The following is a 22757-nucleotide window of genomic DNA, read 5'->3' as shown; positions in this document are numbered from 1 at the left end:
GCGCTCCACCCCGGTGCTCAGGCTCTGCCGCTCCGCCGCCCGCAGCCGCTCCGCCGCCTCGATATCCGCCTGGCTCATCGTGTCTCCCTGACCCGTCCCCTCGCGGCCACCGCCTGCCCCTCGCTGCGCGCATCCCCCGCGCCGCGCCATCCGCTCCCATCGCGCACCAGCGCGTTGGTCTTGGTCGGCAGGTCCGCCGCCACCGCATTATGCCCCAGCGCCTTCAGCGTGGCCAGCATCGGCTCCAGCCGGCTGCCGCGCTCCACCGCCACCCGCTCCGGCGTCGCGAACAGCATCGGCAGCGCGATCGCCTCCTCCACCGGCAGCTTCCAGTCGACGATGCCGATGATGGTCTTCGCCACCTGCGGAATGATCGTCGCGCCCCCCGCCGCACCGATCGCCGCCACCAGCCGGCCGTCCGGGCCATAGAGCAGCACCGGCGTCATCGAGCTGCGCGGCCGCTTCCCCGGCTCGACCCGGTTGGGCGCCGGCCGGCCGTCGGCGCGCACCGGCGCCAGGTCGAAATCGGTCAGCTCATTGTTCAGGAAAAACCCCGCCGCCACCTGCCCGCTGCCAAAGATGCTCTCGATGGTGGAGGTCAGCGAGACGACATTGCCCGCCGCATCCGCCGCCGAGACATGGCTGGTGCCGCTGCCGCCGCCGGCCACCTGGGCCGGCGCCGCCGGCGCCCCCGGCGGATGGCCCGACGCCACCGCCGGCATCGCCCGCTCCGGCCGCACCAGCGCGGCACGCGCCGCCAGATAGGCGGGATCGGTCAGCCCATCCACCGGCACGGGCGCAAACCCCGGATCGGCGCCCCAGGCGGCGCGGTCGGCCTGCGCCAGCCGGCCGGCTTCCGCGAACAAATGCCAGCTCAGCGCATTGTCGCGCCCCAGCTTCGCCACATCATGCCGCGCCATCACCGCCAGCATCTGCGCCAGCGCATAGCCGCCCGCGGACGGCGGCGGCATCGAACAGACGCGCCACTGGCGATAGGGAAAGCACAGGGGCGTCCGCTGCACCACGCGATAGCCGGACAGGTCAGCCGCCGTCAGGCTGTTCGGTCCACGCGGCGCCGCCGCCACCGCCGCACTGATCGCCGCGCCCACCTCGCCGCCATAGAAAGCCGCCGGGCCACCCGCCGCCACCGCCCGCAGCGTCGCCGCCAGCGCCGGCTGCACGATGCGGTCGCCCGCCTTCTTCGGCGTGCCATCGGCGTTTAGGAACACCGCCGCCGCGCCGGACGCCGCCAGCACCTCCCGCCGCGCCGCGATGATCCGCGCCAGCCGCGGCGTCACCACGATGCCATCCGCCGCCAGCGCGATCGCCGGCTCGAACAGCATCGCCCAGGGCAGCCGCCCCTGCCGCGCATGCAATTCCGCCAGCACCGCCACCAGACCCGGAACCCCTACCGAGCGCCCCGACACCACCGCCTCCCGGAACGGCAGCGGCTTGCCATCAGGCCCCAGAAAACGCTCCGGCGTCGCGCCCGCCGGCGCCGTTTCCCGCCCGTCCAGCGCCGTCACGCGCCCGCCCTTCGCCTCATGCGTCAGCACGAACGCCCCGCCGCCCAGCCCGCTCGACTGCGGCTCCACTACCGTCAGCGCGATCGCCGTCGCCGCCGCCGCATCCGCCGCGCTGCCGCCGCGCCGCAGCATGGCCGCGCCGGCCTCGGACGCCCGCACATCGGCCGAACTCACCACGCCCGGCCCGCTCGCCACCGTTTCTGCCGGCTTGCGGTTGCTCGCCGCCTCGAACAGCGATGATGTCGCGGCAGGCGGCGCCGCCACCTGCGCCAGCGACGCGCTGCCCGCACCCGCGCTCAGCAGGGCCAACAGGGCAACGCGCGCAATGTTCATCACCCGCGCATAGGGGAGGGCACAGGCCCGCTCAACCGCAAATGTTGCACCCCTGTCACCGATTACAGGTCGGCGCCCACCGCCTCGCCCGCGCCCGCGAACCCGTCGCGCCGCAGCAGCGCCGCCAGCCCCGCGTTCAACCGCGACGGCAGCCCCGGCCCCTCATAGACCATCGCGCTGTAGAGCTGCACCATCGAGGCGCCGGCGCGGATCTTGGCATAGGCCTGCTCCGCGCTCGCCACGCCCCCCACGCCCACCAGCGGCAAACGCCCCCGCAACCGCCCGGCAAAAGCGCGCAGGATCGCCGTCGAAGGCCCGAACAGCGGCGCGCCGGACAGGCCGCCCGCCTCGCCCGCATGCCGCGACCGCAGCGTGCCGGGCCGCGCCAGCGTGGTGTTGCCGACGATCAGCGCCGCCACCGTGCTGGCCAGCGCCGTGTCGGCGATGTGCGCGATCTGCTCCCCGTCCAGGTCGGGCGCCACCTTCAGGAACAGCGGCGGGCCCGCGTCGCCCCGCGCCGCGCCGCATTCCCGTAGCAGCCGCTCCAGCTCATCGCCCTGCAACCCGCGCAACCCCGGCGTGTTCGGGCTGCTGATGTTCAGCGTGATCCACGCCGCGCGGTCGCGCACCGCCCGCACGCCGGCAACATAGTCCGCCACCCGGTCCGCGCTGTCCTTGTTGGCGCCCACATTCACCCCCAGCCGGGGATGCGCCGCCAGCCGCGGCAATGCCGCCGCCAGGCCACCATTGTTGAACCCCAGCCGGTTGATGACCGCCGCATCCTCCTCCAGCCGGAAGATGCGCGGGCGCGGGTTGCCCGCCTGCGGGCGCGGCGTCAGGCTTCCCACCTCCACGCTGCCGAACCCCAGCCGCAGCATCGCCCGCCACACCATCGCATCCTTGTCGAACCCCGCCGCCAGCCCGATCGGGCTGGGCAGCGTCAGCCCGGCGAAGCGCGTTTCCAGCAACGGATCGGGCGCCGGCGCCGCCGGCAGCGGCAGCCGCTTCAGCGCCGCCAGCGTCAACCCATGCGCGCGCTCGGGATCGAGCCGGAAGATCAGCGGGCGCAGGAAGGCGAACATGCATGCCAGCTATGCAGCGGAAATGTCGGATTTGTCCAATACCTGCGCCGTCGACTGGCCTAGCTTCTCCTTGCGACCCAAGAGGTGCCAGGCACAGGGAAGGCCGCCGCAAGGCGCTGAACAGGGCTGGGGCAACCTCTCCTTTAACGCCCCAGGGCCCCATGCGGGCCTTGGGGCGCTTTTTTGTTGCATTGCAACGGTTTCGGCGTAGCTTCCCCGACAGAGCCGAACAGGGCCGGGTCGCAAAACACGATGTTGCAAGTCCGCTACTTTACGCCAGCCGCCCCGCTGCGCCAGTGGGTCAGCAGCTATTACCTTTTCGAGACCGACGCGCTCGTCTGGTCGGACCTTCTTCGCGCGGAACTCCCGCAAATCCGCTTTTTTGTGGCCGGAACGGGACAATTCGCCTTCGGCAACGGCGCCGCCGCGCCCGTTCCGCGCGCCGTCCTCACCGGCCCCACCATGACCGCGCTGCGCTTCCAGGCCACCGGCCCGCTCTGCATCTTCGGAGTCGGCCTGCTGCCCGCCGGCTGGGCCGCGCTCGTCGGTGCCGGCGCCGATGAACTGACCGACAGCATGACCGACCTCAGCGACGTCGCCGGCCCCGCCGCTTATGGCGCGCTCGACCGCATGCTGGAGGCGGAGAATGGCGCCGCCATCGCCGCCGCCGCCGACGCCTTCTTCCTGCTGCTCTCCTCGCGCGCCAAACCGCCGCCGCTCTGGTTCACCCGCGCCGCCGATGCCTGGCTCGCCAACAGCACCAACCCCGACGTCAACGACCTGATCGCCGAAACCGGCATGTCCGCCCGCCAGATCGAACGCCTCGCGCTCAAGGTCTATGGCGCCTCCCCCAAGATGCTGGCGCGCAAATACCGCACCCTTCAGGCCGCCGTCCGCCTCGGCCTGGAACCCGCCGGCGGCTGGGAGGCGGCGGCCGGGGGCGTCTTCTACGACCAGTCCCACTTCATCCGCGATTTCAAGACCTTCGTCGGCATGACCCCGTCGCGCTTCACCGACGAGGATTCGCCCTGGATGGCCCGCCTGAAAATCGCCAAGTCGCAGAAACTGGTCGGCATGCCCGACCTGCAACGGGTGAGTTAGAGCCTGCTCTTTTATCCCGAACTATGATAGTGATTGTTTACGCTTTGCATTTGACCGATCTTTCACATCGCTATACTTCATAATTTATGATCGGTAAAAACCTTACTAGGTGTCGATTCTGCGACAGGATTGGGAATCTTTGCAACTCTCATGCCATTCCCAATGGACTTTTTAAGATCATTTCTCGATCTGATAGTGGGTCCATGATAGTATTGGACACTAGGGCAAAAAGTGTACGCAAAACCAGCGACACCGGAGGCTCAAGAATTTTGTGCGCAAATTGCGAATCATATTTCAATAAAGAATTTGATGGTATTTTGCAGAACAAGCTGAAAGAAATGGACAAAAAAGCATGCAACGGAGAGATTATAAAGGATATCGAATTTGCGCATGAAAAATTTGCGAAATCCGTATTATCGATGTTTTGGCGCGCTGCGATATCTAATTCTGGCATGTATGAATATTTTTCAGTCGGTCATAATTTGAGTGTTTTGATGAAATCGATATTGAAAGATAGTCAATTATCTTGTTTATCATCATTCTACGTTAGAGTGTTCAGATTAATTGACAGGTGTTTTGATGGAGAAGTTGGATTTTCACCATCTGCTCTGTCAAATTTCATATTTATGCCTGCATTGGTTGATTTATCATTGTTATCATTTTCTCACGCTGAATTGCAAAACACTACACCAGAGTGCGTAAAAATGATTATGGTAATAAAAGGGTTTTACATTGAAGTATGCTATCCAAATTTCTTTTATTTAGGTTTTAACATGTCGGGATTTTTGCGGCCTTATGGGGAACTTCTAACTATTCCGGTTGTCGATATTTTTGAATTTCCAATGATCGTGGACGCTATGGTAAAGGGTTATGAGGCCCACGTTAAGAGAAAAGTGTCTCATTCGGTTGCTAAATCATCGGCAGGGCCATAGGTGTGTCGTAACTGAAGGAGCCCGACCATGCGCGCCGAAGCGCAAGCCCATGCCGACAAGATCCAGCAGGCGCTCGACCTGCTGAGGAGGTTTCTTTGACTGGGATCGCGCGCTCCGCCGTCTCGACCAGCTGAACAATCGCGTCGAGGACCCGACGCTGTGGAACGATCCCAAGGCCGCGCAGGCCGTGATGCAGGAACGCCGCCGGCTGGATGAGGCGATCACCGCCACCAGGGCCATCGAGCGCGAACTCGCCGACACCGTCGAACTCATCGAGATGGCGGAGGCCGAGGGCGACAGCGAGATGGAGAATGAGGCCGTCGCCAGCCTCGCCGCGCTGGCCGAACGCGCCGAACGCGACAAGATCGCCGCGCTTCTGGCCGGCGAGGCCGACGCGTCCGACACCTATGTCGAGATCAACAGCGGCGCCGGTGGCACCGAATCACAGGACTGGGCCAGCATGCTCTTGCGCATGTATTCGCGCTGGGGCGAACGGCGCGGCTTCAAGGCCGAGATGATCGACTACCACAGCGGCGAACAGGCCGGCATCAAGTCGGCGACGCTGCTGCTGAAGGGCGAGGGCGCCTATGGCTGGGCCAAGACCGAGGCCGGCGTGCACCGCCTGGTGCGCATCAGCCCCTACGACAGCTCCGCCCGCCGCCACACCAGCTTCGCCAGCGTCTGGGTCTATCCCCAGGTCGACGACGACATCGACATCGAGATCAACGAGAAGGACCTGCGCATCGACACCTACCGCTCGTCCGGCGCCGGCGGCCAGCATGTCAACACCACGGACAGCGCCGTGCGCATCACCCACATCCCCACCAACATCGTCGTCGCCTGCCAGACCGAGCGCAGCCAGCACAAGAACCGCGCCACCGCGATGAAGATGCTGAAAGCACGGCTCTACGAAGCCGAACTGCAACGCCGCGAGGCCGAAGCCAACGCCATCAACGCCACCAAGAGCGACATCGGCTGGGGCCACCAGATCCGCAGCTACGTGCTGCAACCCTATCAGCTGGTAAAGGACCTGCGCACCGGCGTCACCAGCACCGACCCGCAAAGCGTCCTCGACGGCAGCCTCGACCCCTTCATGGCCGCCGCGCTCAGCCAGAAGGTGACCGGCGAAAAAGTGGACGTCGAGGATGTCGACTGAAATCCCCCTCCCCCCACGGCGCGCCAGCGCCGTAGAGTGGGGAGGGCTGGGGTGGGGGCCTGTGCGATGAGTGACACCTACACCCGCCGCGTCGAGGCCGTCCTGTTCGCCGCCGCCGAGCCGCTCCGCGCCGAGGACATCCGCAGCTATGCCGGTGACGGCGACCTTGGCGCCGCGCTCGCCGACCTCGCCGCCCACTATGGCGCGCGCGGCGTGCAGCTCGTCGAACGCGGCGGGCGCTGGCTGTTCCAGACCGCCCCCGACCTCGCCGACATCCTGCGCCGCACGCGGGAGGAACCGAAGAAGCTCAGCCGTGCCGCCCTCGAAACGCTGGCCATCATCGCCTACCACGAACCCGCCACCCGGGCGGAGATCGAGGACATCCGCGGCGTCGCCATCAACAAGGGCACGCTCGACGTGCTGATGGAGGCCGGCTGGGTGCGCCCCGCGGGCCGCCGGGAGACCCCCGGCCGGCCGCTGCAATATGCCTCCACCCCCGCCTTCCTCGCCCATTTCGGCCTCGCCAGCCGCCGCGACCTCCCCGGCATCGCCGAGCTGAAAGCCGCCGGCCTGTTGGAAGCGCTCGCCGGCGACACCATATCCGACGCACCGCTGGAAACCGTCGCCCAAGCAGGGTAAAGCGCCGGACAAAGGAGTGATGACATGGGTAGCTTGAGCATCTGGCATTGGCTGATCGTGGCCATCATCGTGCTGCTGCTGTTCGGCAAGGGCCGGATGAGCGATTTCATGGGCGACCTGGCCAAGGGCATCAAAAGCTTCAAGAAAGGTATGGCGGAGGACGACACGACGCCCGCTCCCGCGCAGCAGGTCGCCGCGCCGCCCCCCGTCACCCCCGCCGCGACCCCCGCCGTGACGCCGCAAGACGTCCCGCGCGCCTGACGCGCGGCCGGGCGCGGTCCATGCTGGACATCGGCTATTCCGAACTGCTGCTGATCGCCATCGTCGCCCTGGTGGTCATCGGCCCCAAGGACCTGCCGCGCGTCCTGCGCCAGGTCGGCCAATGGGTGAACAAGGCCCGCGGCATGGCCCGCCACGTCCGCAGCGGCTTCGACACGATGATGCGCGAAGCCGAGCTGGAAGAAATGCAGAAGCAATGGGCCGCCCAGAACGCTGCGATCATGGCGAACAACCCCTCTCCCGCGGAACGGGAGAGAAAGGGGCCCGCGGCGCAGCCGTGGGAGGGTGAGGAACAGCATCTCCCCTCCCCTTCAGGGGAGGGGCCGGGGGTGGGGACGTCGGTCGAAGAGGCACCCCCCCGCCCATGAAGGACATCGACGACACCAAGGCCCCGCTCCTCGACCATCTGATCGAGCTGCGCCGCCGCCTGCTCTGGTCGATCGCCGCGCTGCTCGTCGGCTTCATCGTCGCCTTCACCCAGGCGAAGCATATCTTCGCCTTCCTCGCCCAGCCCCTGGTCCGCGCCTATGGCGGCAACGGCGGCACCATCATCTATACCAAGCTCTACGAAGCCTTCTTCGTCGAGATCAAGGTCGCCGTCTTCGCCGCCTTCCTCATCGCCTTCCCGGTGATCGCCAACCAGCTCTGGGCCTTCGTCGCGCCGGGCCTCTACCGCAAGGAGAAGAACGCGCTCCTGCCCTTCCTGTTCGCCACGCCCATCCTGTTCACCGCCGGCGCGGCGCTCGCCTATTATGTCGTGATGCCCACCGCCTTCCGCTTCTTCCTCTCCTTCCAGAACATCGGCATCGGCGAGGGCTTCAAACAGGAAGCGCTGCCCGCCATGGGCGATTATCTCAGCCTGGTGATGCACTTCATCTTCGCCTTCGGCATCTCCTTCCTGCTCCCCGTCCTCCTCATGCTGTTGGAACGCGCCGGCATCGTCACCCGCGCGCAGCTGGTCGCCGGCCGCCGCTACGCCATCGTCGCGGCGTTCGTGGTCGCCGCCGTCCTCACCCCGCCCGATGTGCTCAGCCAGCTGATGCTCGCCATTCCGCTGATGATCCTCTACGAACTCAGCCTGATCGGCATCTGGTTCACCGAGCGCAGCCGCGCCAGGGAAGCCGCCGCCGAACCCGCAACCGAAAGCCTGACCCATGAAGCTGACCCGCCCCGACCTGTTGCGTGACCAGGCCTTCATCGGCGGCGAATGGCAAAGCGGCGACAAGACCATCGCCGTCACCAACCCCGCGACCGGCGCCACCATCGCCACCGTTCCCAACATGGGCGCCAATGAAACCCGCGCCGCCATCGCGGCGGCGGCCGCCGCCATGCCCGCCTGGGCCGCCTGCACCGCCAAAGACCGCGCCCTCATCCTGCGCCGCTGGTTCGACCTCATTGTTGCCCATACCGACGACCTCGCCGCCATCATGACCGCGGAACAAGGGAAACCGCTCGCCGAATCGCGCGGCGAAATCGCCTACGCCGCCAGCTTCATCGAATGGTTCGCCGAGGAAGGAAAACGCCTCTACGGCGATGTCATCCCCGCCCACGCCCCCAACCGGCGCATCGTGGTGCTGAAACAGCCGATCGGTGTCACGGCCGCGATCACCCCCTGGAACTTCCCGGCGGCGATGATCACCCGCAAATGTGGGCCTGCCTTGGCCGCCGGCTGCCCGATGGTCGTCAAACCCGCCTCCGCCACGCCGCTGACCGCGCTCGCCCTTGCCGTCCTGGCGGAGGAAGCCGGCCTGCCCAAAGGCCTGCTCAGCATCGTCACCGGCAGCGCCAGCGCAATCGGCGGCGAGATGACGTCCAACCCGCTGGTCAGGAAAATCAGCTTCACCGGCTCCACCGAGATTGGCAAGCAGCTGATGGCCGCCGCCGCCGGCCAGGTGCAGAAGATCAGCCTTGAACTCGGCGGCAACGCCCCCTTCATCGTGTTCGACGATGCCGACCTCGACGCCGCGGTCGAAGGCGCCATGCTCTCCAAATTCCGCAACGCCGGCCAGACCTGCGTCTGCGCCAACCGCATCTACGCCCAATCCGGCATCCACGACGCCTTCGTCGAAAAACTGCGCACCGCCATCGCCGCGCTGAAGGTGGGCGACGGCGCCGAACCCGGCACCACCATCGGCCCGATGATCGACATGGCCGCGGTCGAGAAGACCGAGGAGCATCTGGCCGACGCGCTGGCCAAGGGCGCCACCAGGGTCATCGGCGGCGAGCGTCTGGGCGGCCAGTTCCTCTCCCCGGCGCTGCTCACCGGCGTCACCGCCGACATGGCGGTCGCGCAGGAAGAAACCTTCGGGCCGCTGGCGCCGGTGTTCCGCTTCGACACCGACGAGGACGTGATCGCCGCCGCCAACGACACGCGCTTCGGCCTCGCCGCCTATTTCTACGCTCAGAATCTCGGGCGCGTGTGGCGCGTCGCCGAGGCGCTCGAATATGGCATCGTCGGCATCAACAGCGGCATCATCAGCACCGAACTCGCCCCCTTCGGCGGCGTGAAGGAAAGCGGCATCGGCCGCGAAGGCAGCCGCTACGGCATCGAGGATTATGTCGAGATCAAATATCTCTGCATCGGGATATGACCGACCTGCCGCCCCGCCGGCCCTGGCCACCCAATTTCCCCGATGTCCTCGTCCTCGCCGCGCAACAGGATCGCGACGCGCATCCCTCCTATCTGAAGGCGAAGACCGGCAGCGCAGGCGATGCGCTCCGTCTGATATTGGACCTGGTGACGTCAGACGCGGATCTCGCCGCCATCCCTGAACATTTTCGCGGCAGGCGGCCGACCGTCGTGCCTGTCGTGGCGGACGAGAATGTGCTGGTTAACGATTCCGCCGATTTCAACACGATACCGCCAACCCTTGCCCTGTTCGTCGGCATGAACGCCGACCTGCCGGTTCAGTTCGATCGGGTCGTGCAGACGAACAAGGTCGGGCACACACGCGCGCCGGCATTCCAGCGCATCGTGACGCCCGCGCGGTTCGCTGGCGCGCTTGTGGCGGGGATGGACTATCTGCTGGTCGACGATCATGTCGGGATGGGTGGCACGCTCGCCAGCCTGCGGGGCTATGTGGAGCACATGGGCGGTACAGTGGTCGGCATGATATGCCTGACCGCGAGCCCCGGGTCGGCGAAGATCGCGCTTCAATCCGACACGCTGGATATGATAAGGCAAAAGCATGGACCAGCATTGGACAGCTTCTGGCAAACCGAGTTCGGATATGGACTCGACTGTCTCACCAACCGCGAAGCCCAGCATCTATGTCGTCAACCATCCGTTGACGCCATCAAGGATCTCCTGGCTAAGGCAGCAGTCGAAGCGCGTGGCCGAGGCCTTGCGGCCGCGGTTGGATGAGATGCAGCGCAGGCCAGTGGTGCCGGTGGAATAGCGCGATGCCGGCCCGGCAGCCGGAAACAGGACATCGACGACCAGCGACAGATCAACCATCGCCGCTTCGCCGATGACCACCCTGCGCTTCGTCTACAACGCCGACGGCGGCCTCCTGAACGGCGCGCTCGACCTCGCCCACAAATGGCTCTCGCCGTCCACCTACGCCTGCCGCCTGTGCGAGGTCAGCTACTCGACCTTCGGCATGAAACCCCAATGGCGCGCTTTCGTCGAAAGCCTCGGCATTCCCGTCGTCTTCCACCACCGCGATGATTTCGCCGCCGCCTTCCCCAACGAAACCATCCCGCTGCCCGCCATCCTCCGCGACTCCGCCGGCACCCTCGAAACCCTGGTCAGCGCCCAAGACTTCGCGCAGCTCCACACCCTTGACGATCTGATCGCCACCCTCCGCCGTCACCTCGGACTTGATCCTGAGCCCATTCCGCGCCCAACACTTACGAACACCCCACCCTGATCCTCCCCCACTTGTGGGGGAGGTGTCAGCGCCGGAACGGCGATGACGGAGGGGGCCCGCCAAGCCACCCCGGAAGCCCCTCCCCCACTTGTGGGGAAGGCGACTCGCGCAGCGAGCGGGAGGGGGCCTCCCCACACGCCCCACCCGTACCGCCAACAGCCCCCTGCCTATGCGAACAAGGCCCGCCGCGGCCCCAGATAGCCGAACAGATGCGCCGCCACCTTGCGCATCTGGATCTCCTCGCTCCCCTCGGTAATCCGATAGCGGCGGTGGTGACGATAGATATGCTCGAACGGCTTGTGACGGCTGTAGCCGATGCCGCCATGCACCTGCATCGCCCGGTCTGCCGCCTCGCACACCAGCCGGTTCGCCCAGTAATTGCACATGCTCACCTTGTCAGACAGCCGCTTCTCCACCTCGGGCTTGGGCATCTGGTCCATTTCCCACGCCGTCTTGCGGATCAGCAGCCGCAGCATCTCCGCCTGCGTCGCCAGCTCCACCAGCGGAAACTGGATCGCCTGATTCTCCGCCAGCGCCTTGCCAAACGGCCTCCGCGCGCGCGCATATTTCACCGACTCTTCAATGCAATAACTCGCCGCGCCCAGCGATGACGCCGCCTGCCGGATGCGGTTCTCGTGCACGAAATGCTGCGCCAGCGCCAACCCCGCTCCCGGCTGCCCCCAGATCGCGCTGTCCGGCACCCACACATCGGTGAAGCTCACCCGCGGATGATCGGTCGGCATGTTGAACGTCCACAGATATTCCTCGATCTTCACGCCCGGCGCATCCGCCGGCACCAGGAAGGTCGTGATCCCCCGCGCCGCGCCGTCCGGCCCCTCGGTGCGGGCGAACAGCGCGCAATGCGTCGCCACATGCATGCCGGTCGTCCACATCTTCTCGCCGTTGATGCGCCAGCCCGCCACGCCATCGCGCTCCTCCGGCACGGCGCGCGTCTCCATGTGCGTCGCGTCGCTGCCATGGTTCGGCTCGGTCAGGCCGAAGGTGATGATCCGCGTGCCGTTCAGCATGCCGGGGATGAACTCGGCCTTCTGCGCCTCCGTCCCGAAATCGCGGAACATCAGCACGAACGGATTGTTGCCCACGATCGAATGCTCATTCTGCAAGTCGTTGAACAGCCCCAGACCCTTGGCTGCCAGATGCTCGCGGATCACCGCCATCCACAGATTGCTGCCGTCCTTCCCGCCATATTCCTTGGGTAGCGCAAAGCGATAATGCCCGGCCCTGTCCGCCAGCAGCTTCGCCTGCCGCAGCAACTGCTCCCACTCATGCCGCGGCAGGCCACCATTGTCGAAATCCGTCCGCGCCCATTCGCGCCGATGGTCGAAGAAGCGCTCATTGTCGTCCTTCGCCTGCAACGGCTTGATCTCCGCCTCGATGAAGGCGTCCAGCTCGGCCAGATAGGCGGTCAGCTCGGCGGGCAAGGCGAAATCCATGGCGGTCTCCTTTATCGCGCAGCCTTGTCACGCCACGCGCCGGCCGCAACCCCGCACTTTTGTGACGCTCAAACGGAGACCCAGCGTCGCCCGGCGGGCAGCGCCGGCGGAAAATCGATGGTTGCCGTCTCCACCGCGCCATCCTCATGCACCAGCACCGCGAAGGCCCGGTGGCTCCAGTTGCGATCCGGCTCCAGGTCCACCCAGCCCAGCCAAAGCCGCCCCGGCGCCGGCGCGAAAACCCGCGTCGTTCCCAGCGGATCACCGGCCGCATAAGGGACCGGGTCGAGCCAGGCGCGCGCAACGGCGCGGTCGGCCGGCGGCACCGCCGCCGCCACCCGCGCCGCCGCGCCGCCCGCGTCCATTACCGGAACGCCTTGTCCAGCAAGGTCCGCACGCGGGTCTGTGCCGCCTCCAGCCCCGTGCGCGTCTCGGGCAGCACCAGCTGGCCCGCGGTCACCGCCTGCTGGATCACTTCCAGCCCGCGCCGCAGCTGCTCCGGCCCCGGATCGGGAATGATCTCCCATGGCCACAGCTTGCGATACAGCGGCGGCAGCCGGAACACGAAATCGCTGCCGCCCAGATACAGCGCCCCGCCGCATGGCCCGTTTTGCCCGGACACCGGGTTGTCGTGCACGCCGGTGCCGTTTGCCTTCGCCCAATCGAACGCATCTTTCGCGGTCACATGGCCCTTGGCATCATGGCCCACCGCGGGCGTCAGCGTGCCGCCGCTTTCCGTATGCTCCGCCATCGCGCGAATCCAGGCCAACGCGAACGGATCGAAATTGGCGCCCCCATCCGACGATGTCGTCGCATCCACCGCGCTCGCCACATGCGTGCAGTCCGCAGTGGAGGCGTTGACGATCGGGTCGATGAAACCGCCGGCGAAGCATTGCTCCATCATCACCATCAGCCCGGCATATTGCGGCAGCGCCTTCAGCGCGTTCGCCATGTCGTCCGGCAGGATCGCCGAACCGCTGTAGGTGCACAGGGTCGAGGTGTTGCCCGACCGCCCGCCATGGTTGTTGGTGTGGATCAGCAGGCAATCCTGCCGCCGCAGCTTCTTGCCCACCGCCGCGATGGCGTCCAGCATCGCCTGCTTCGTGCCCGAGCCGTTCACACTGACCCGATACGCCGTATTGTCGCCCGGCCAGTTGCCGATCGAGCCGACATGCGGCGTCCAGTCATTGTTGTTGTATTGCAGCGTGCCGTCATAGTTCAGCACGGTGATGTTGGTCTTAGGCACGCCATAGCTGTCCACCAGCACGCGATAGAGGAATTCGATGTCGTTCAGATGCCGGTTGTTGGACGCGCCGGCATAAAGGATCGCATGCCATTGCCGCCGCGCCCGCCCGAACAGGCCGCCTGGCAGCATCGGCACCTTCAGCTTCGGCAACTCGCTCACGGGAACGAACGGTGTCCCCACATGCACCGCGCGGAAATTGCGGCCGAAATCGAAACTCGGCGGCAGCAGAGCCGGCACTTCCTGCAACAGCGCGCCACTGGCCGGATCGTGCATCAGATAGCGGCAGCGATGCCCCCAGTTGAGCGTCGGCTCATCGTCCACAAAGCTGACGATGCTGTCCTGCTTCACTTCCACCCGGTCATGCTCCGGCTGGAACACCGTACCCTTGCGGACGATCTCGGGCTGGATGAACAGATTGCTGTGCTCATGCCCGGCGGACGCCAGCCGCAATCGCGCAACGGTCGCCGCGGCCTGAACGGCGGTGCGGCGGATGGGTTCACGTGCCATGTCTCGATTCCTTTCGCCTGTTGCCCCGGATCCTCGGCGGATCCCTCTCTCAAGCGACCGTGCCGCGACTGCCGCGCGGCTTGCGATGCCAGCGCATCGAACGGCTCCAGCAATTCCGCCTGCCCATGAGCCTTGTCAATCGCCCCCGACGGTTTCAGCCACCGCCCCTGCATTTCCGTCGGATTTGTCCCAATCCGCCGCCCGCTTGCGACCGCCACCGCGCCGTGGCAAGCGAAGCCGGTAAGGGAGACAAATGATGACGACGACCTCACGCGAAATCCGCCTCGCCTCGCGCCCCGTCGGCGAACCCACCCCCGCCAACTTCACCCTCGCCACCACCGACCTCCCCGCCCCCGGCGCCGGCGAAGTCCAGGTGAAGAACCGCTGGATGTCGGTTGATCCCTACATGCGCGGCCGCATGAACGACCGGAAATCCTACGTCCCGCCCTTCGCCATCGGCGAAGCGCTCCAGGGCGGCGCCGTCGGCGAAGTCATCGCCTCGAACGATCCCGGCTTCGCCCCCGGCGACCTCGTCAACAGCATGTTCGGCTGGCGCGAAGCCTTCAACGCCCCCGCCGCCGCCCTCACCAAACTCCCCAGCCTCCCGGGCGTCCCCGAGCAGGCCTTCCTCGGCGTCCTCGGCATGCCCGGCCTCACCGCCTACGCCGGCCTCACCCGGATCGGCGAGCCGAAATCCGGCGATACCCTGTTCGTCTCCGGCGGTGCCGGCGCCGTCGGCTCGGTCGTGGCGCAAGTGGGGAAGGCGCTCGGCTGCACCGTCATCGCCACCGCCGGCAGCGACGCGAAGTGTGACTGGCTGCGCTCGGTCGGCGTCGACCACGCCATCAACTACCGCAGCTGCGGCAACCTGCTGGCCGCCGTCCAGGCCGCCGCCCCGCGCGGCATCGACATCTATTTCGACAATGTCGGCGGCGAGCATCTGGAGGTCGCCATCGAAACCGCCCGCCCGTTCGCGCGCCTCGTCGAATGCGGCATGATCGCCGACTATAACGCCACCAGCGCGATTCGGGGGCCCTCCAACATCATCCAGGTCGTCGGCAAGAGCCTGAAAATCCAGGGCTTCATCGTCACGCAATTCGCCGGCCTGCAAGCCGAGTTCATCGAAAAAATGGCCGGCTGGATCGCCGACGGGAGATTGAAATGGGAGGAAACGGTGATGGACGGCATCGAAACCGCCCCCGCCGCCTTCCTCGCCCTGTTCAGCGGCGGCAACACGGGGAAGATGCTCGTCAAACTCTGATCCGGCCTATCGTGCCTCGGCGGTGACCGCCGCCCCCGAACGAACGGGCGCCGCGCCATCGCAGACCGGGTTGCGCCGCTGCCGGCAGACATCCGGCGCCCCCGACCGCCGCCAATAGGCGGCCAGGCCGATGCGATCCACCAGCGACCAGAACCCCGCCTCCGCCGACAGCGCATTCCCCGGCGGCACGAACAACAGGGCGGTGTTCCGCTCCGTCGCCGCCTCGAAACCGATCAGCGGAAAGGAGGCGGCGTGTGTCCGGCGCGGCACCGCCGATCCATAAAGCATCGCCGCCAGCGCCAGCGCCTCGTCCGGTCGCCCCAGCGCCACCGCGGCGCGCACCCCGCGCTCGGCGTGGCCCTGGTCGTCGCGCGCCAACGCGCGATACGTGCCCAGCACAGCCTCGATCTCGGCGGGATTCCGGGACTGGACCGCCCGTGCCGTCGCCACCGCCAGCGCGAGTTCGCGCGGCGATGTCTGATCGGGGCCGCCCGCCGCGGCGATCGCCAGCGCCGCCGCCGGGCGCCCGCCAAAGGCCGCCAGGTCGAAGCGCGTGAACCAGATCAGCCGGTTGCGCGGCCACACCGTTCCCGCCCACGCGGCCACCCGCTCGGCCTCGTCCGGCCGGCCGGCGGCGGCCAGCAGGTTGATCCGCGCCGCCTGGATCCACGGGATCAGCGGCGACACCGCATTCAGCTGCTCAACCAGCGCCAGCGCCTCGCCGGTGCGCCCCACCGCCGTCAGGAACAGCACGCGCTGAAAGATCAGCGGCGCCGTGCCCGGTGGCGCCCGCTTCAGGGCATCGGTCAGCAGCCGGTCCTTCGCCCCCCACTGGCCAAAGCTGGGCGCCAGACTGACAATCGCGGCAAGCGACCGCCCCTCGCGCGGGTCGAGCGCCAGGCCCCTCCCCGCCGCCTCGCGGATGCGCGCGATCACCGCCGCGCGCCCCGCCACCGGCGTATCCGCCAGACTCAGCACATGGGCCATCGCCAGCGACCCCCAGATGGGCGCCTGCCTCGGCGACATCGCGGTTGCCTGCCGCAGATAGCCGATGCCGTCCGCCGTCCGTTCCGGCGTGCCTTCGAACACCGCGCTCAGCCCGCGCGTCTCCATGTCCGCCGCCGCGGGCACCAGCGGCGCGGCGCCACCGCCCCGGGGGCCCTCCCGCGCGAAACCGATCCACAGCCCTCCCGCCACGGCGGCGCCCACGGCCGCCCCGCCGATCCATCGCCATGCCCGGCGGCGCGCCGGCCCGGCCGGCACCACCGGGCCCGCCGCGGCCGGCGCCTCCGTCCCCGCACCGACCAGCCGGTACCCCACCCCCTTCACCGTCGCGATTTCAAAGGCCTGCCGCCCCGGCCCCACCGCCAGCGCGCGCAGCTTGGCGATGATCCGGTTCAGCGCATCCTCCCCCACGATGCGCCCGCGCCAGCAGCGCACCGACAGCTCATCGCGCGTCACGGTGCGGCCGGCGGCCTCGGCCAGCGCGACCAGCACCTGCATGACGCGCGGCGAGACGGCCGTTGTCTCGCCCTCGCATTCGATCTCCAGCAGCGACGGCCGCACCATCACGCGGCCGATGCCGAAGGGTGCCACGGCGGCAAGATCGATGGGGGTTGGCCCGTCCACGCATCCGCCCCCGGCAAAAGTCGGCCGAAAGTCGGCCAAAGGTCGGCTTGGCGGCCTTTCTAGCATGTCCCGCGCGCCCGATGATAGCCACGCCGGCATCTTTCCGCCGGGCATGGGAGAGTTCGTCATGTCGCTTCGTCTTGCTTTCGCCGCCGGCCTTCTCGGTCTCGTCCTCGCCCCCGCCGCCTCGGCGCGCATGGTCGCCTTCTCGGGCACGCTCACCAACACCAACGCCCCCGCCGCGCCCGGTGGCCGCTGCGCGCCGGCGCTGACCGTCAGCATCGGCCCGGGCCTGGGCGTTGCCGAGGGCACCTCCAACCTGGGCGCCTTCGTGCCCACCAACAGCCACTGCATCGTGCCGCCGCTGCCCACCACCTACTTCGACGGCCGCTTCAGCTTCGACTTCTCGGGCGGCGATGTGCTGACCGGCACCTACAGCGGCACGCTCAGCGCCACGGCAACGCCCGGCACCTTCGCCAACGTCCAGACCTTCATCGCCACCGGCGGCACCGGCCGCTACGCCAACACGACCGGAAGCTTCACCGGCATCGGCAACGTCGTGTTCGCCCCCGGCCAGCTGCCGGCGTCCTTCGAAACGCTCGCCGGCACGCTCGCCATCGGCGCCGTCCCCGAACCCCACAGCTGGGCCCTACTGATCACCGGCTTCGCCCTGGTCGGCGGCGTCCTGCGCCGACGCGGCGCGGCGCCCGTTGCGAGCTGACGTGCTGGCGGCGGCTGGGTTGCCCGATCCCGCCCTGTCTCCCCTCGCAGGGAGGACGACTCGCGCTAGCGAGCGGTGATGTCGCCACCCAAGCCCCCGCCCGTGCTGAAAACACCCCTCCTGCCCGGCGCAGCCGAGAGCGGGGAGTCGAAGACGACGCAACGCGTCAGCGGCGACTCGCGCGACAGCGCGGCGGGGGTGGGTGCTCTGCTGCCCTTTCTCGCAGCAGAAGAGAGACGTTGACGACAACCTTCCCCCTCCCCCACGCGATCCCAGCGAACGTAGAGTGGGGGAGCCGAAGACGACGCGAAGCGTCAGCGTTAGGGTGGGGGCGGTGCCACACAGCACGCGCTGCGGCGAACGAACGCCGAAAAGGCCGCACCATCGCCCCTCGCCTTGCCGGCACCGCCATCTGCCGGAGGCGACGTGTCCAAACTCTAATCGGGCAGCCGCACATCGGCACGCACCTGAAAGGTATATTTCGACTGGCTCGTGCCATTGGCTTCCATCCAGATCGCATCATCATCGCCCACCGGCTGGAAGGCGCCCCAATCGACGCCATTGGGCCAGAATTTCTGGTCCGCCACCTTCAGCACCGATAGCCGCTGATTGAACGACACATGGGTGTTGATGTCGGAAAAATTCATGGTCGCCGTACCAGCCGCGCCAAAATCGAATGTTTTCGGTGCGACGAAAGTGGTCTGAACGTAGCCGCATTTATTCGTGAAGGTTGTTGAAAATGTTCCAAGCTGATCGTGGAACGATGTCTGCGGAATCGCTCCGGATGCAGCCGCCGCACCGCCCGCCGCGGCCGCCACGATCAGCCCATAGCCCCCGACCGCACTGGATATTCCCGCCACGGTCGTGAAGGCCGTGATCAGTCCCGTGCGAATATCGTCCAGTTCCTCATTGTCCTGTTCAGACAGCGATGCGACCACGGTAACCGTCTGGCCATGTTTCAGGATCATGTTAAGGATAACGGGACTGTTCTCGAACTGCCCGTCCTGGTTTGTCCAGGGAATGATATTGGCGGGGGATCCTGGGGGGCCGTGGAACAGCGTCTTGCCGATCTTGGCTTCATAATAGTCATCATTGCCGGGCAATCGCGGCGTCGCGCCGATAAAATCCCCGGGCCCCTTGCGCGAGCGGAGGATATACAGCTCATCGCGATCGCCATCGCCCGGCGTCGATGTTGTCTTCTCCACGAACACCTTAGGTATTCCAAGCCGGACCCGTCGATCCGTGTTGGCCGTCGATGCGCAAGCGTAAGGATTGTCGGGCGCCGGCACCTTCTGCTTGGCCTTGGGCAAATGAACAATCTTGACCCGCCGCGCCGGAATGACGCCTGTGCCTGAAACAGGCTTGCTATAGACCGTCAGATAATATTCCTGCGCTTCCTTCGTTTTGTTGTGCACCGGCAGATAGTTTGCCAGGTTCAATGAAAACGGCGTAACATCCATGCTGCTGTCCGGCAGCGATGGAAACACACCTGACGTTATGGTCTGGCGAACAAGGGCATTGTTTACCTTGTTGAACTTGTAAAGCTCCCATTTCGCCGAGGAAGGGACATATTCCACCAGGCGCCAACGGGCCTTCATGTTGATGTTCGGTGTATCATAGAAACTCATTTCACTGACCCAATTGACGAATTCCCCCGAGTAGAGGCTCAGTTCCGTTCGTCCACTGTCAAGCCAAAGCGATGCCTGACCACGTTGCACGCTAGGCGACATTTGACCAGGTTGCGCACTGACCGCCCGTTTGCCAGCGGTCTTCTCCGGCTCGGCCTTCACAGCTGTCACCGCAACGGCAAGTGTCAGCGCGGTCGTGCATGACACAACAACGCGGATTTTTGGCACAAGATGTGCGAAACTGATATAAACAGTCATAGACGTTGCCCCTTGACCAAGGATTTACTGGCAACGACCCTGTTATTTTGTTTTCATAGACTATATGAATTGTAACCAATGTCAAGATTGCGCCATGATACGGGTTTTTGGAATTGCGGTGATGCAGACGTTGTGGAGCAGGATGTGGGCGAGTTCACGGACAGTTGCCGGACGAATAGTTCCTCACGCTCGAAACACGAACCTCCATCGACCGCCGCCACATAAGCCCGCCAAACCAACCCTCCTGCCCCGCGCACCAGGGGGCGTAAGGAGCGACTCCCGCGACAGCACGGCCGGGGCGCTTGTTCTTCCCCCCTCCCCCCGTGTGAGGGCACGAACGTAGGGTGGGAGTCGAAGACGACGCGAAGGGTCGGCTTTGGGGTGGGGGTCGTGCCACGCAGCACGCAAGTCACGTTGACACCCCCACCGTCCGGCGGCGGCATCGCCATTGCCCCTATCTCCCCTCCCCTTCAGGGGAGGGGCCGGGGGTGGGGCCGTCCGTCGCCACGGCAAAAATCCGCGACAGGCGAACGCCGGCTGATCGACGATCTTCTCAGCTCCCTCGAACGGCTGGCGGGAACTGCGCGCCAAGACCGGTATCTTGCAACAACAAGCGGCAGAATAGCGCGCAATAGCGGCCGATGCACGGGCCGAGGTGGCGTGGCTGACGGACATACTGCCCACCATCCGCAAATATGGCGCCGTCTCCGGCATGGGCGTGCTGGCAAGCTTCGGCTACGATGACCTCGGCCGCCGCACGTCGCTCAGCCGCTGCAATGGGGTGACGACCAGCTACGGCTATGATCCGGTCTCGCGCCTGACGCTGATGACGCACGACCCTGCCGGCACGGCGCAGGATGTGAACTGGGCGTTCGGTTATATGCCCTCTGGCCAGATCGCCAGCCTCACCCGCTCGAACGATCTTTATGCCTGGACCGGGCATTACAATGTCAACCGGCCCTATACGCCCAACGGCCTCAACCAATATGCCGTCGCCGGCGCCGTCACGCTCAGCTATGATGCTCGCGGCAACCTGATCGGCGATGGGGCCAGCAGCTTCAACTATGATGTCGACAACCGCCTGCGCAACGTCACGGGTGCACGAACGCTCAATCTGGCCTATGATCCCTATGGCCGTCTCGCGCAGACTTGGGGCGGCAGCAGCGGCGACACAAGGTTCATCCATGATGGCGGAGAGATTGCGGCGGAGTATGACAATGTGACCGGCAATGTGCTCCGCCGCTATGTCGCCGGCCCTGGCGCGGACGAGCCGTTGGTCTGGTATGAGGGCGCCGGCACTACCGACAAGCGCTGGCTGCTGTCGGACGAGCGCGGCAGCGTGATCGCGGTGACGGACGGTTCGGGCAATACGCTCGGGATCAATCGCTATGACGAATATGGCATCCCGTCGTCCAGCAACCTTGGCCGGTTCGGCTACACCGGCCAGGCTTGGCTCCCCGAGATCGGTCTCAGCTACTACAAGGCGCGCTTCTACTCCCCTACGCTGGGAAGGTTCATGCAGACAGACCCCACTGGCTACGACGATGGCATGAATATCTATGCTTATGTGGGCAATGACCCGGTGAATGGGCGGGATCCGACGGGTTCTGCTAAATGCATAGGTGGCGATGTTAACGGCACAATTACTGTTACCGCATCGTGCGGAAGTAGGATTGTACAACTGGGCGACCCTTGGAATCACGGCGGCTGGGCTGCTTGGGATTATGACAACACGCCACGATTTGATTGGGATTCGACGGCACCTATTGGCGGAAGTCCAGACGCTCCGCCACCGGAGTCGACACCGCCGGAGTGCCCGCTGGTCACTGTGAATCTTCCTGATAATGCTTTGCCCACTGTCGATCCCCGATTTTCTCCGGCCTTCGCAAAGATAGTCGAGACGGCGATGGCGAACCTCGAGCGCCAAGGCATTGAGCCGCAAGTGAACAGTGGCTACCGGACTGCAGCAGATCAAGCGCGTATGCGAGGTGGGGCATCTGGATCAAACCCAGCAGCTAATTTCTCTGATCATGAGCTCGGCAATGCCATTGATATAAATGGAACGCGGTCCGCTTCATTCCCACGTATAGTCGACGCGTTCAGAATGGCGGGTGCTAAATGGGGAGGAAATTACAATGGACGCAAAGATCCACCGCATTTTTATATTCGCCCAGTGAAAGCAAACTCTTCTAATACAGGCAATTGCCATAAGGAGAATGGATAATGAAACTATTATTAGCTCTGTGCTCCTCCTTCGTGTTTGGTATAAGCGCTAACGCGCAGGCAGTGTCCACTGATGCTGCCTCCTTCTGCAAGGAAAGTTCGAAGAAATCCGCTAAATTCAACGATGGTCAGGGATTTTCTAACATTGCCATTCGTCAGGGAACGTCTATCAAAGTATATCGAGAAATCGCCTCTCCCGAATTGGATTGGGCGATCTATGATGGGTATGCCTTTTCCTCAGCCGGTGGAACGAGGGTGGCATTTTCCAGAGTCATAATCTATGCAGGCAATCCAATTGTTTACGCTAGGTTTGTAGACGCGAACGGAAAATCAACTGATAATAAAAATGTATTGCCAGAAGGGTTCTACGTACCATCAGAACCTGAAATTGCGAATTTCGCCGACTTCTGTAAGCTACCTACAAAGCAAAAAAACGGTTAATAATTATTCACAGTTAATTACGGTGATGGTGTGGACGGTGCTCTGATTGGGGTTTGATTCGGCTGTGCCGACCCCTCACGGTGTAACTGTCGAGGTTCACCAGAGAGGAGCGCCCCCGGCCTTCGCCGGGGCAGGCCATGTCGAAGCTACCAACTGATTTGTCGTCTGTCACCGTTGTCGGCCTCGATCTGGCCAAGCATGTCTTCCAGGTGCATGCCCTTGATGCGGTTGGCAACGTCGTCGTGGCACGGGCGCTGTGGCGAAAGGATGAGCTGGCCTTCTTCGCCGCCTTGCCGCCAGCTTATGGGAAGCCTCGAAACAGCTTGCCAAAACCACCGACATCTGATAACCACATTGGCATCATCGAGTCAGCATCCAACGTCCACCCGTCACGCGCGACCCTCCCGAACCCCCTGAAATCGCTAAGCCCTTGATTCAGGCTGTCACTTTTTGCGAAAAACCTTCCATA

Annotated in this window: 22 protein-coding genes; 15 read left to right on the top strand and 7 right to left on the bottom strand. The window is 65.4% G+C overall.

Annotated elements, in window-relative coordinates:
• Positions 1–74 precede the first annotated feature (74 nt).
• The gene (ggt, locus tag H3309_RS00230) at positions 75–1859 is read right to left on the bottom strand and encodes a gamma-glutamyltransferase (protein ID WP_182296387.1); all 1785 of its coding nucleotides are present in this window, start codon (positions 1857–1859) and stop codon (positions 75–77) included.
• A 62-nt stretch (positions 1860–1921) separates the two neighbouring features.
• Positions 1922–2941 carry a quinone-dependent dihydroorotate dehydrogenase gene (locus H3309_RS00225; protein WP_182296384.1) on the bottom strand — a complete coding sequence of 340 codons (1020 nt, stop codon included), beginning with the start codon at positions 2939–2941 and terminating at the stop codon, positions 1922–1924.
• 252 nt (positions 2942–3193) lie between these two features.
• Here H3309_RS00225 and H3309_RS00220 point away from each other — a divergent pair, with 252 nt between their 5' ends.
• The 10 genes from H3309_RS00220 (at position 3194) to H3309_RS00175 (ending at position 10920) form a co-directional block, all read left to right on the top strand.
• Complete coding sequence (locus H3309_RS00220) at positions 3194–4042, top strand: helix-turn-helix domain-containing protein (RefSeq protein ID WP_182296382.1); 849 nt, start codon at positions 3194–3196, stop codon at positions 4040–4042.
• A gap of 317 nt (positions 4043–4359) precedes the next feature.
• On the top strand, positions 4360–4974 hold the full coding sequence (locus H3309_RS00215; RefSeq protein WP_182296381.1) for a hypothetical protein: 615 nt from the start codon (positions 4360–4362) through the stop codon (positions 4972–4974).
• Positions 4975–5001: 27 nt separating this feature from the next.
• Positions 5002–6130, top strand: a protein-coding gene (gene prfB / locus H3309_RS00210; protein WP_182296379.1) for a peptide chain release factor 2 whose coding sequence is annotated in 2 segments (ribosomal slippage) — positions 5002–5070 and positions 5072–6130 — 1128 coding nt in all. Because the reading frame shifts where the segments join, the coding sequence is not laid out codon by codon here.
• A gap of 66 nt (positions 6131–6196) precedes the next feature.
• Positions 6197–6769 (top strand): SMC-Scp complex subunit ScpB, encoded by a 573-nt coding sequence (gene scpB, locus H3309_RS00205; RefSeq protein ID WP_182296377.1) that lies wholly within the window; start codon positions 6197–6199, stop codon positions 6767–6769.
• A gap of 24 nt (positions 6770–6793) precedes the next feature.
• A complete protein-coding gene (locus tag H3309_RS00200) occupies positions 6794–7030 on the top strand; it encodes a twin-arginine translocase TatA/TatE family subunit (RefSeq protein WP_182296375.1) in 237 nt (78 codons plus the stop codon).
• Positions 7031–7050: 20 nt separating this feature from the next.
• Positions 7051–7416: a Sec-independent protein translocase protein TatB gene (gene tatB, locus H3309_RS00195; protein ID WP_182296373.1), complete on the top strand. Its 366-nt coding sequence runs from the start codon at positions 7051–7053 to the stop codon at positions 7414–7416.
• Positions 7413–8234 (top strand): twin-arginine translocase subunit TatC, encoded by an 822-nt coding sequence (gene tatC / locus H3309_RS00190; RefSeq protein WP_182296371.1) that lies wholly within the window; start codon positions 7413–7415, stop codon positions 8232–8234. The genes tatB and tatC overlap by 4 nt, the downstream gene beginning before the upstream one ends.
• On the top strand, positions 8203–9639 hold the full coding sequence (locus H3309_RS00185) for an NAD-dependent succinate-semialdehyde dehydrogenase (protein ID WP_182296369.1): 1437 nt from the start codon (positions 8203–8205) through the stop codon (positions 9637–9639). The genes tatC and H3309_RS00185 overlap by 32 nt, the downstream gene beginning before the upstream one ends.
• Positions 9636–10412: a phosphoribosyltransferase gene (locus H3309_RS00180; RefSeq protein ID WP_182296367.1), complete on the top strand. Its 777-nt coding sequence runs from the start codon at positions 9636–9638 to the stop codon at positions 10410–10412. Before H3309_RS00185 ends, H3309_RS00180 begins: the two co-directional genes overlap by 4 nt.
• A 106-nt stretch (positions 10413–10518) precedes the next feature.
• Entirely contained in the window at positions 10519–10920 is a 402-nt protein-coding gene (locus tag H3309_RS00175; RefSeq protein ID WP_182296365.1) for a hypothetical protein, read from the top strand.
• 167 nt (positions 10921–11087) lie between these two features.
• Here H3309_RS00175 and H3309_RS00170 read toward each other — a convergent pair whose 3' ends face one another.
• From H3309_RS00170 to H3309_RS00160, 3 genes are all read right to left on the bottom strand, one after another.
• On the bottom strand, positions 11088–12374 hold the full coding sequence (locus tag H3309_RS00170) for an acyl-CoA dehydrogenase family protein (protein ID WP_182296363.1): 1287 nt from the start codon (positions 12372–12374) through the stop codon (positions 11088–11090).
• Between the two features lie 68 nt (positions 12375–12442).
• On the bottom strand, positions 12443–12739 hold the full coding sequence (locus tag H3309_RS00165) for a hypothetical protein (protein ID WP_182296361.1): 297 nt from the start codon (positions 12737–12739) through the stop codon (positions 12443–12445).
• Positions 12739–14127 (bottom strand): C13 family peptidase, encoded by a 1389-nt coding sequence (locus H3309_RS00160; RefSeq protein WP_182296359.1) that lies wholly within the window; start codon positions 14125–14127, stop codon positions 12739–12741. The genes H3309_RS00165 and H3309_RS00160 overlap by 1 nt, the downstream gene beginning before the upstream one ends.
• A 256-nt stretch (positions 14128–14383) precedes the next feature.
• Here H3309_RS00160 and H3309_RS00155 point away from each other — a divergent pair, with 256 nt between their 5' ends.
• Entirely contained in the window at positions 14384–15388 is a 1005-nt protein-coding gene (locus H3309_RS00155; RefSeq protein ID WP_207791582.1) for an NADP-dependent oxidoreductase, read from the top strand.
• 6 nt (positions 15389–15394) lie between these two features.
• Here the strand turns inward: H3309_RS00155 and H3309_RS00150 are convergent, their stop codons facing one another.
• Positions 15395–17017, bottom strand: a complete 1623-nt coding sequence (locus tag H3309_RS00150) for a winged helix-turn-helix domain-containing protein (RefSeq protein ID WP_182296354.1) — start codon at positions 17015–17017, stop codon at positions 15395–15397.
• Between the two features lie 64 nt (positions 17018–17081).
• Between H3309_RS00150 and H3309_RS17010 the strand changes: the two genes are divergently transcribed.
• Positions 17082–17738 carry a PEPxxWA-CTERM sorting domain-containing protein gene (locus H3309_RS17010; protein WP_182296353.1) on the top strand — a complete coding sequence of 219 codons (657 nt, stop codon included), beginning with the start codon at positions 17082–17084 and terminating at the stop codon, positions 17736–17738.
• Positions 17739–18175: 437 nt separating this feature from the next.
• On the opposite strand, the gene H3309_RS00140 is transcribed toward H3309_RS17010, so the two are convergent.
• Positions 18176–19624 carry a hypothetical protein gene (locus H3309_RS00140; protein ID WP_182296352.1) on the bottom strand — a complete coding sequence of 483 codons (1449 nt, stop codon included), beginning with the start codon at positions 19622–19624 and terminating at the stop codon, positions 18176–18178.
• 712 nt (positions 19625–20336) lie between these two features.
• Between H3309_RS00140 and H3309_RS00135 the strand changes: the two genes are divergently transcribed.
• The 3 genes from H3309_RS00135 to H3309_RS00125 all read left to right on the top strand — a co-directional run bounded on the left by H3309_RS00135 (position 20337) and on the right by H3309_RS00125 (position 22722).
• Positions 20337–21848, top strand: coding sequence for an RHS repeat-associated core domain-containing protein (locus H3309_RS00135; RefSeq protein ID WP_182296350.1), 1512 nt, complete (start codon positions 20337–20339; stop codon positions 21846–21848).
• Positions 21848–22288: a hypothetical protein gene (locus H3309_RS00130; protein ID WP_182296348.1), complete on the top strand. Its 441-nt coding sequence runs from the start codon at positions 21848–21850 to the stop codon at positions 22286–22288. The genes H3309_RS00135 and H3309_RS00130 overlap by 1 nt, the downstream gene beginning before the upstream one ends.
• 137 nt (positions 22289–22425) lie before the next feature.
• On the top strand, positions 22426–22722 hold the full coding sequence (locus tag H3309_RS00125; RefSeq protein ID WP_182296346.1) for a hypothetical protein: 297 nt from the start codon (positions 22426–22428) through the stop codon (positions 22720–22722).
• Positions 22723–22757: the final 35 nt, after the last annotated feature.

This window comes from Sandaracinobacteroides saxicola (assembly GCF_014117445.1).
GTDB classification, from domain to species: Bacteria; Pseudomonadota; Alphaproteobacteria; order Sphingomonadales; family Sphingomonadaceae; genus Sandaracinobacteroides_A; species Sandaracinobacteroides_A saxicola.
This window is presented reverse-complemented; position numbering and strand designations above follow the sequence as displayed.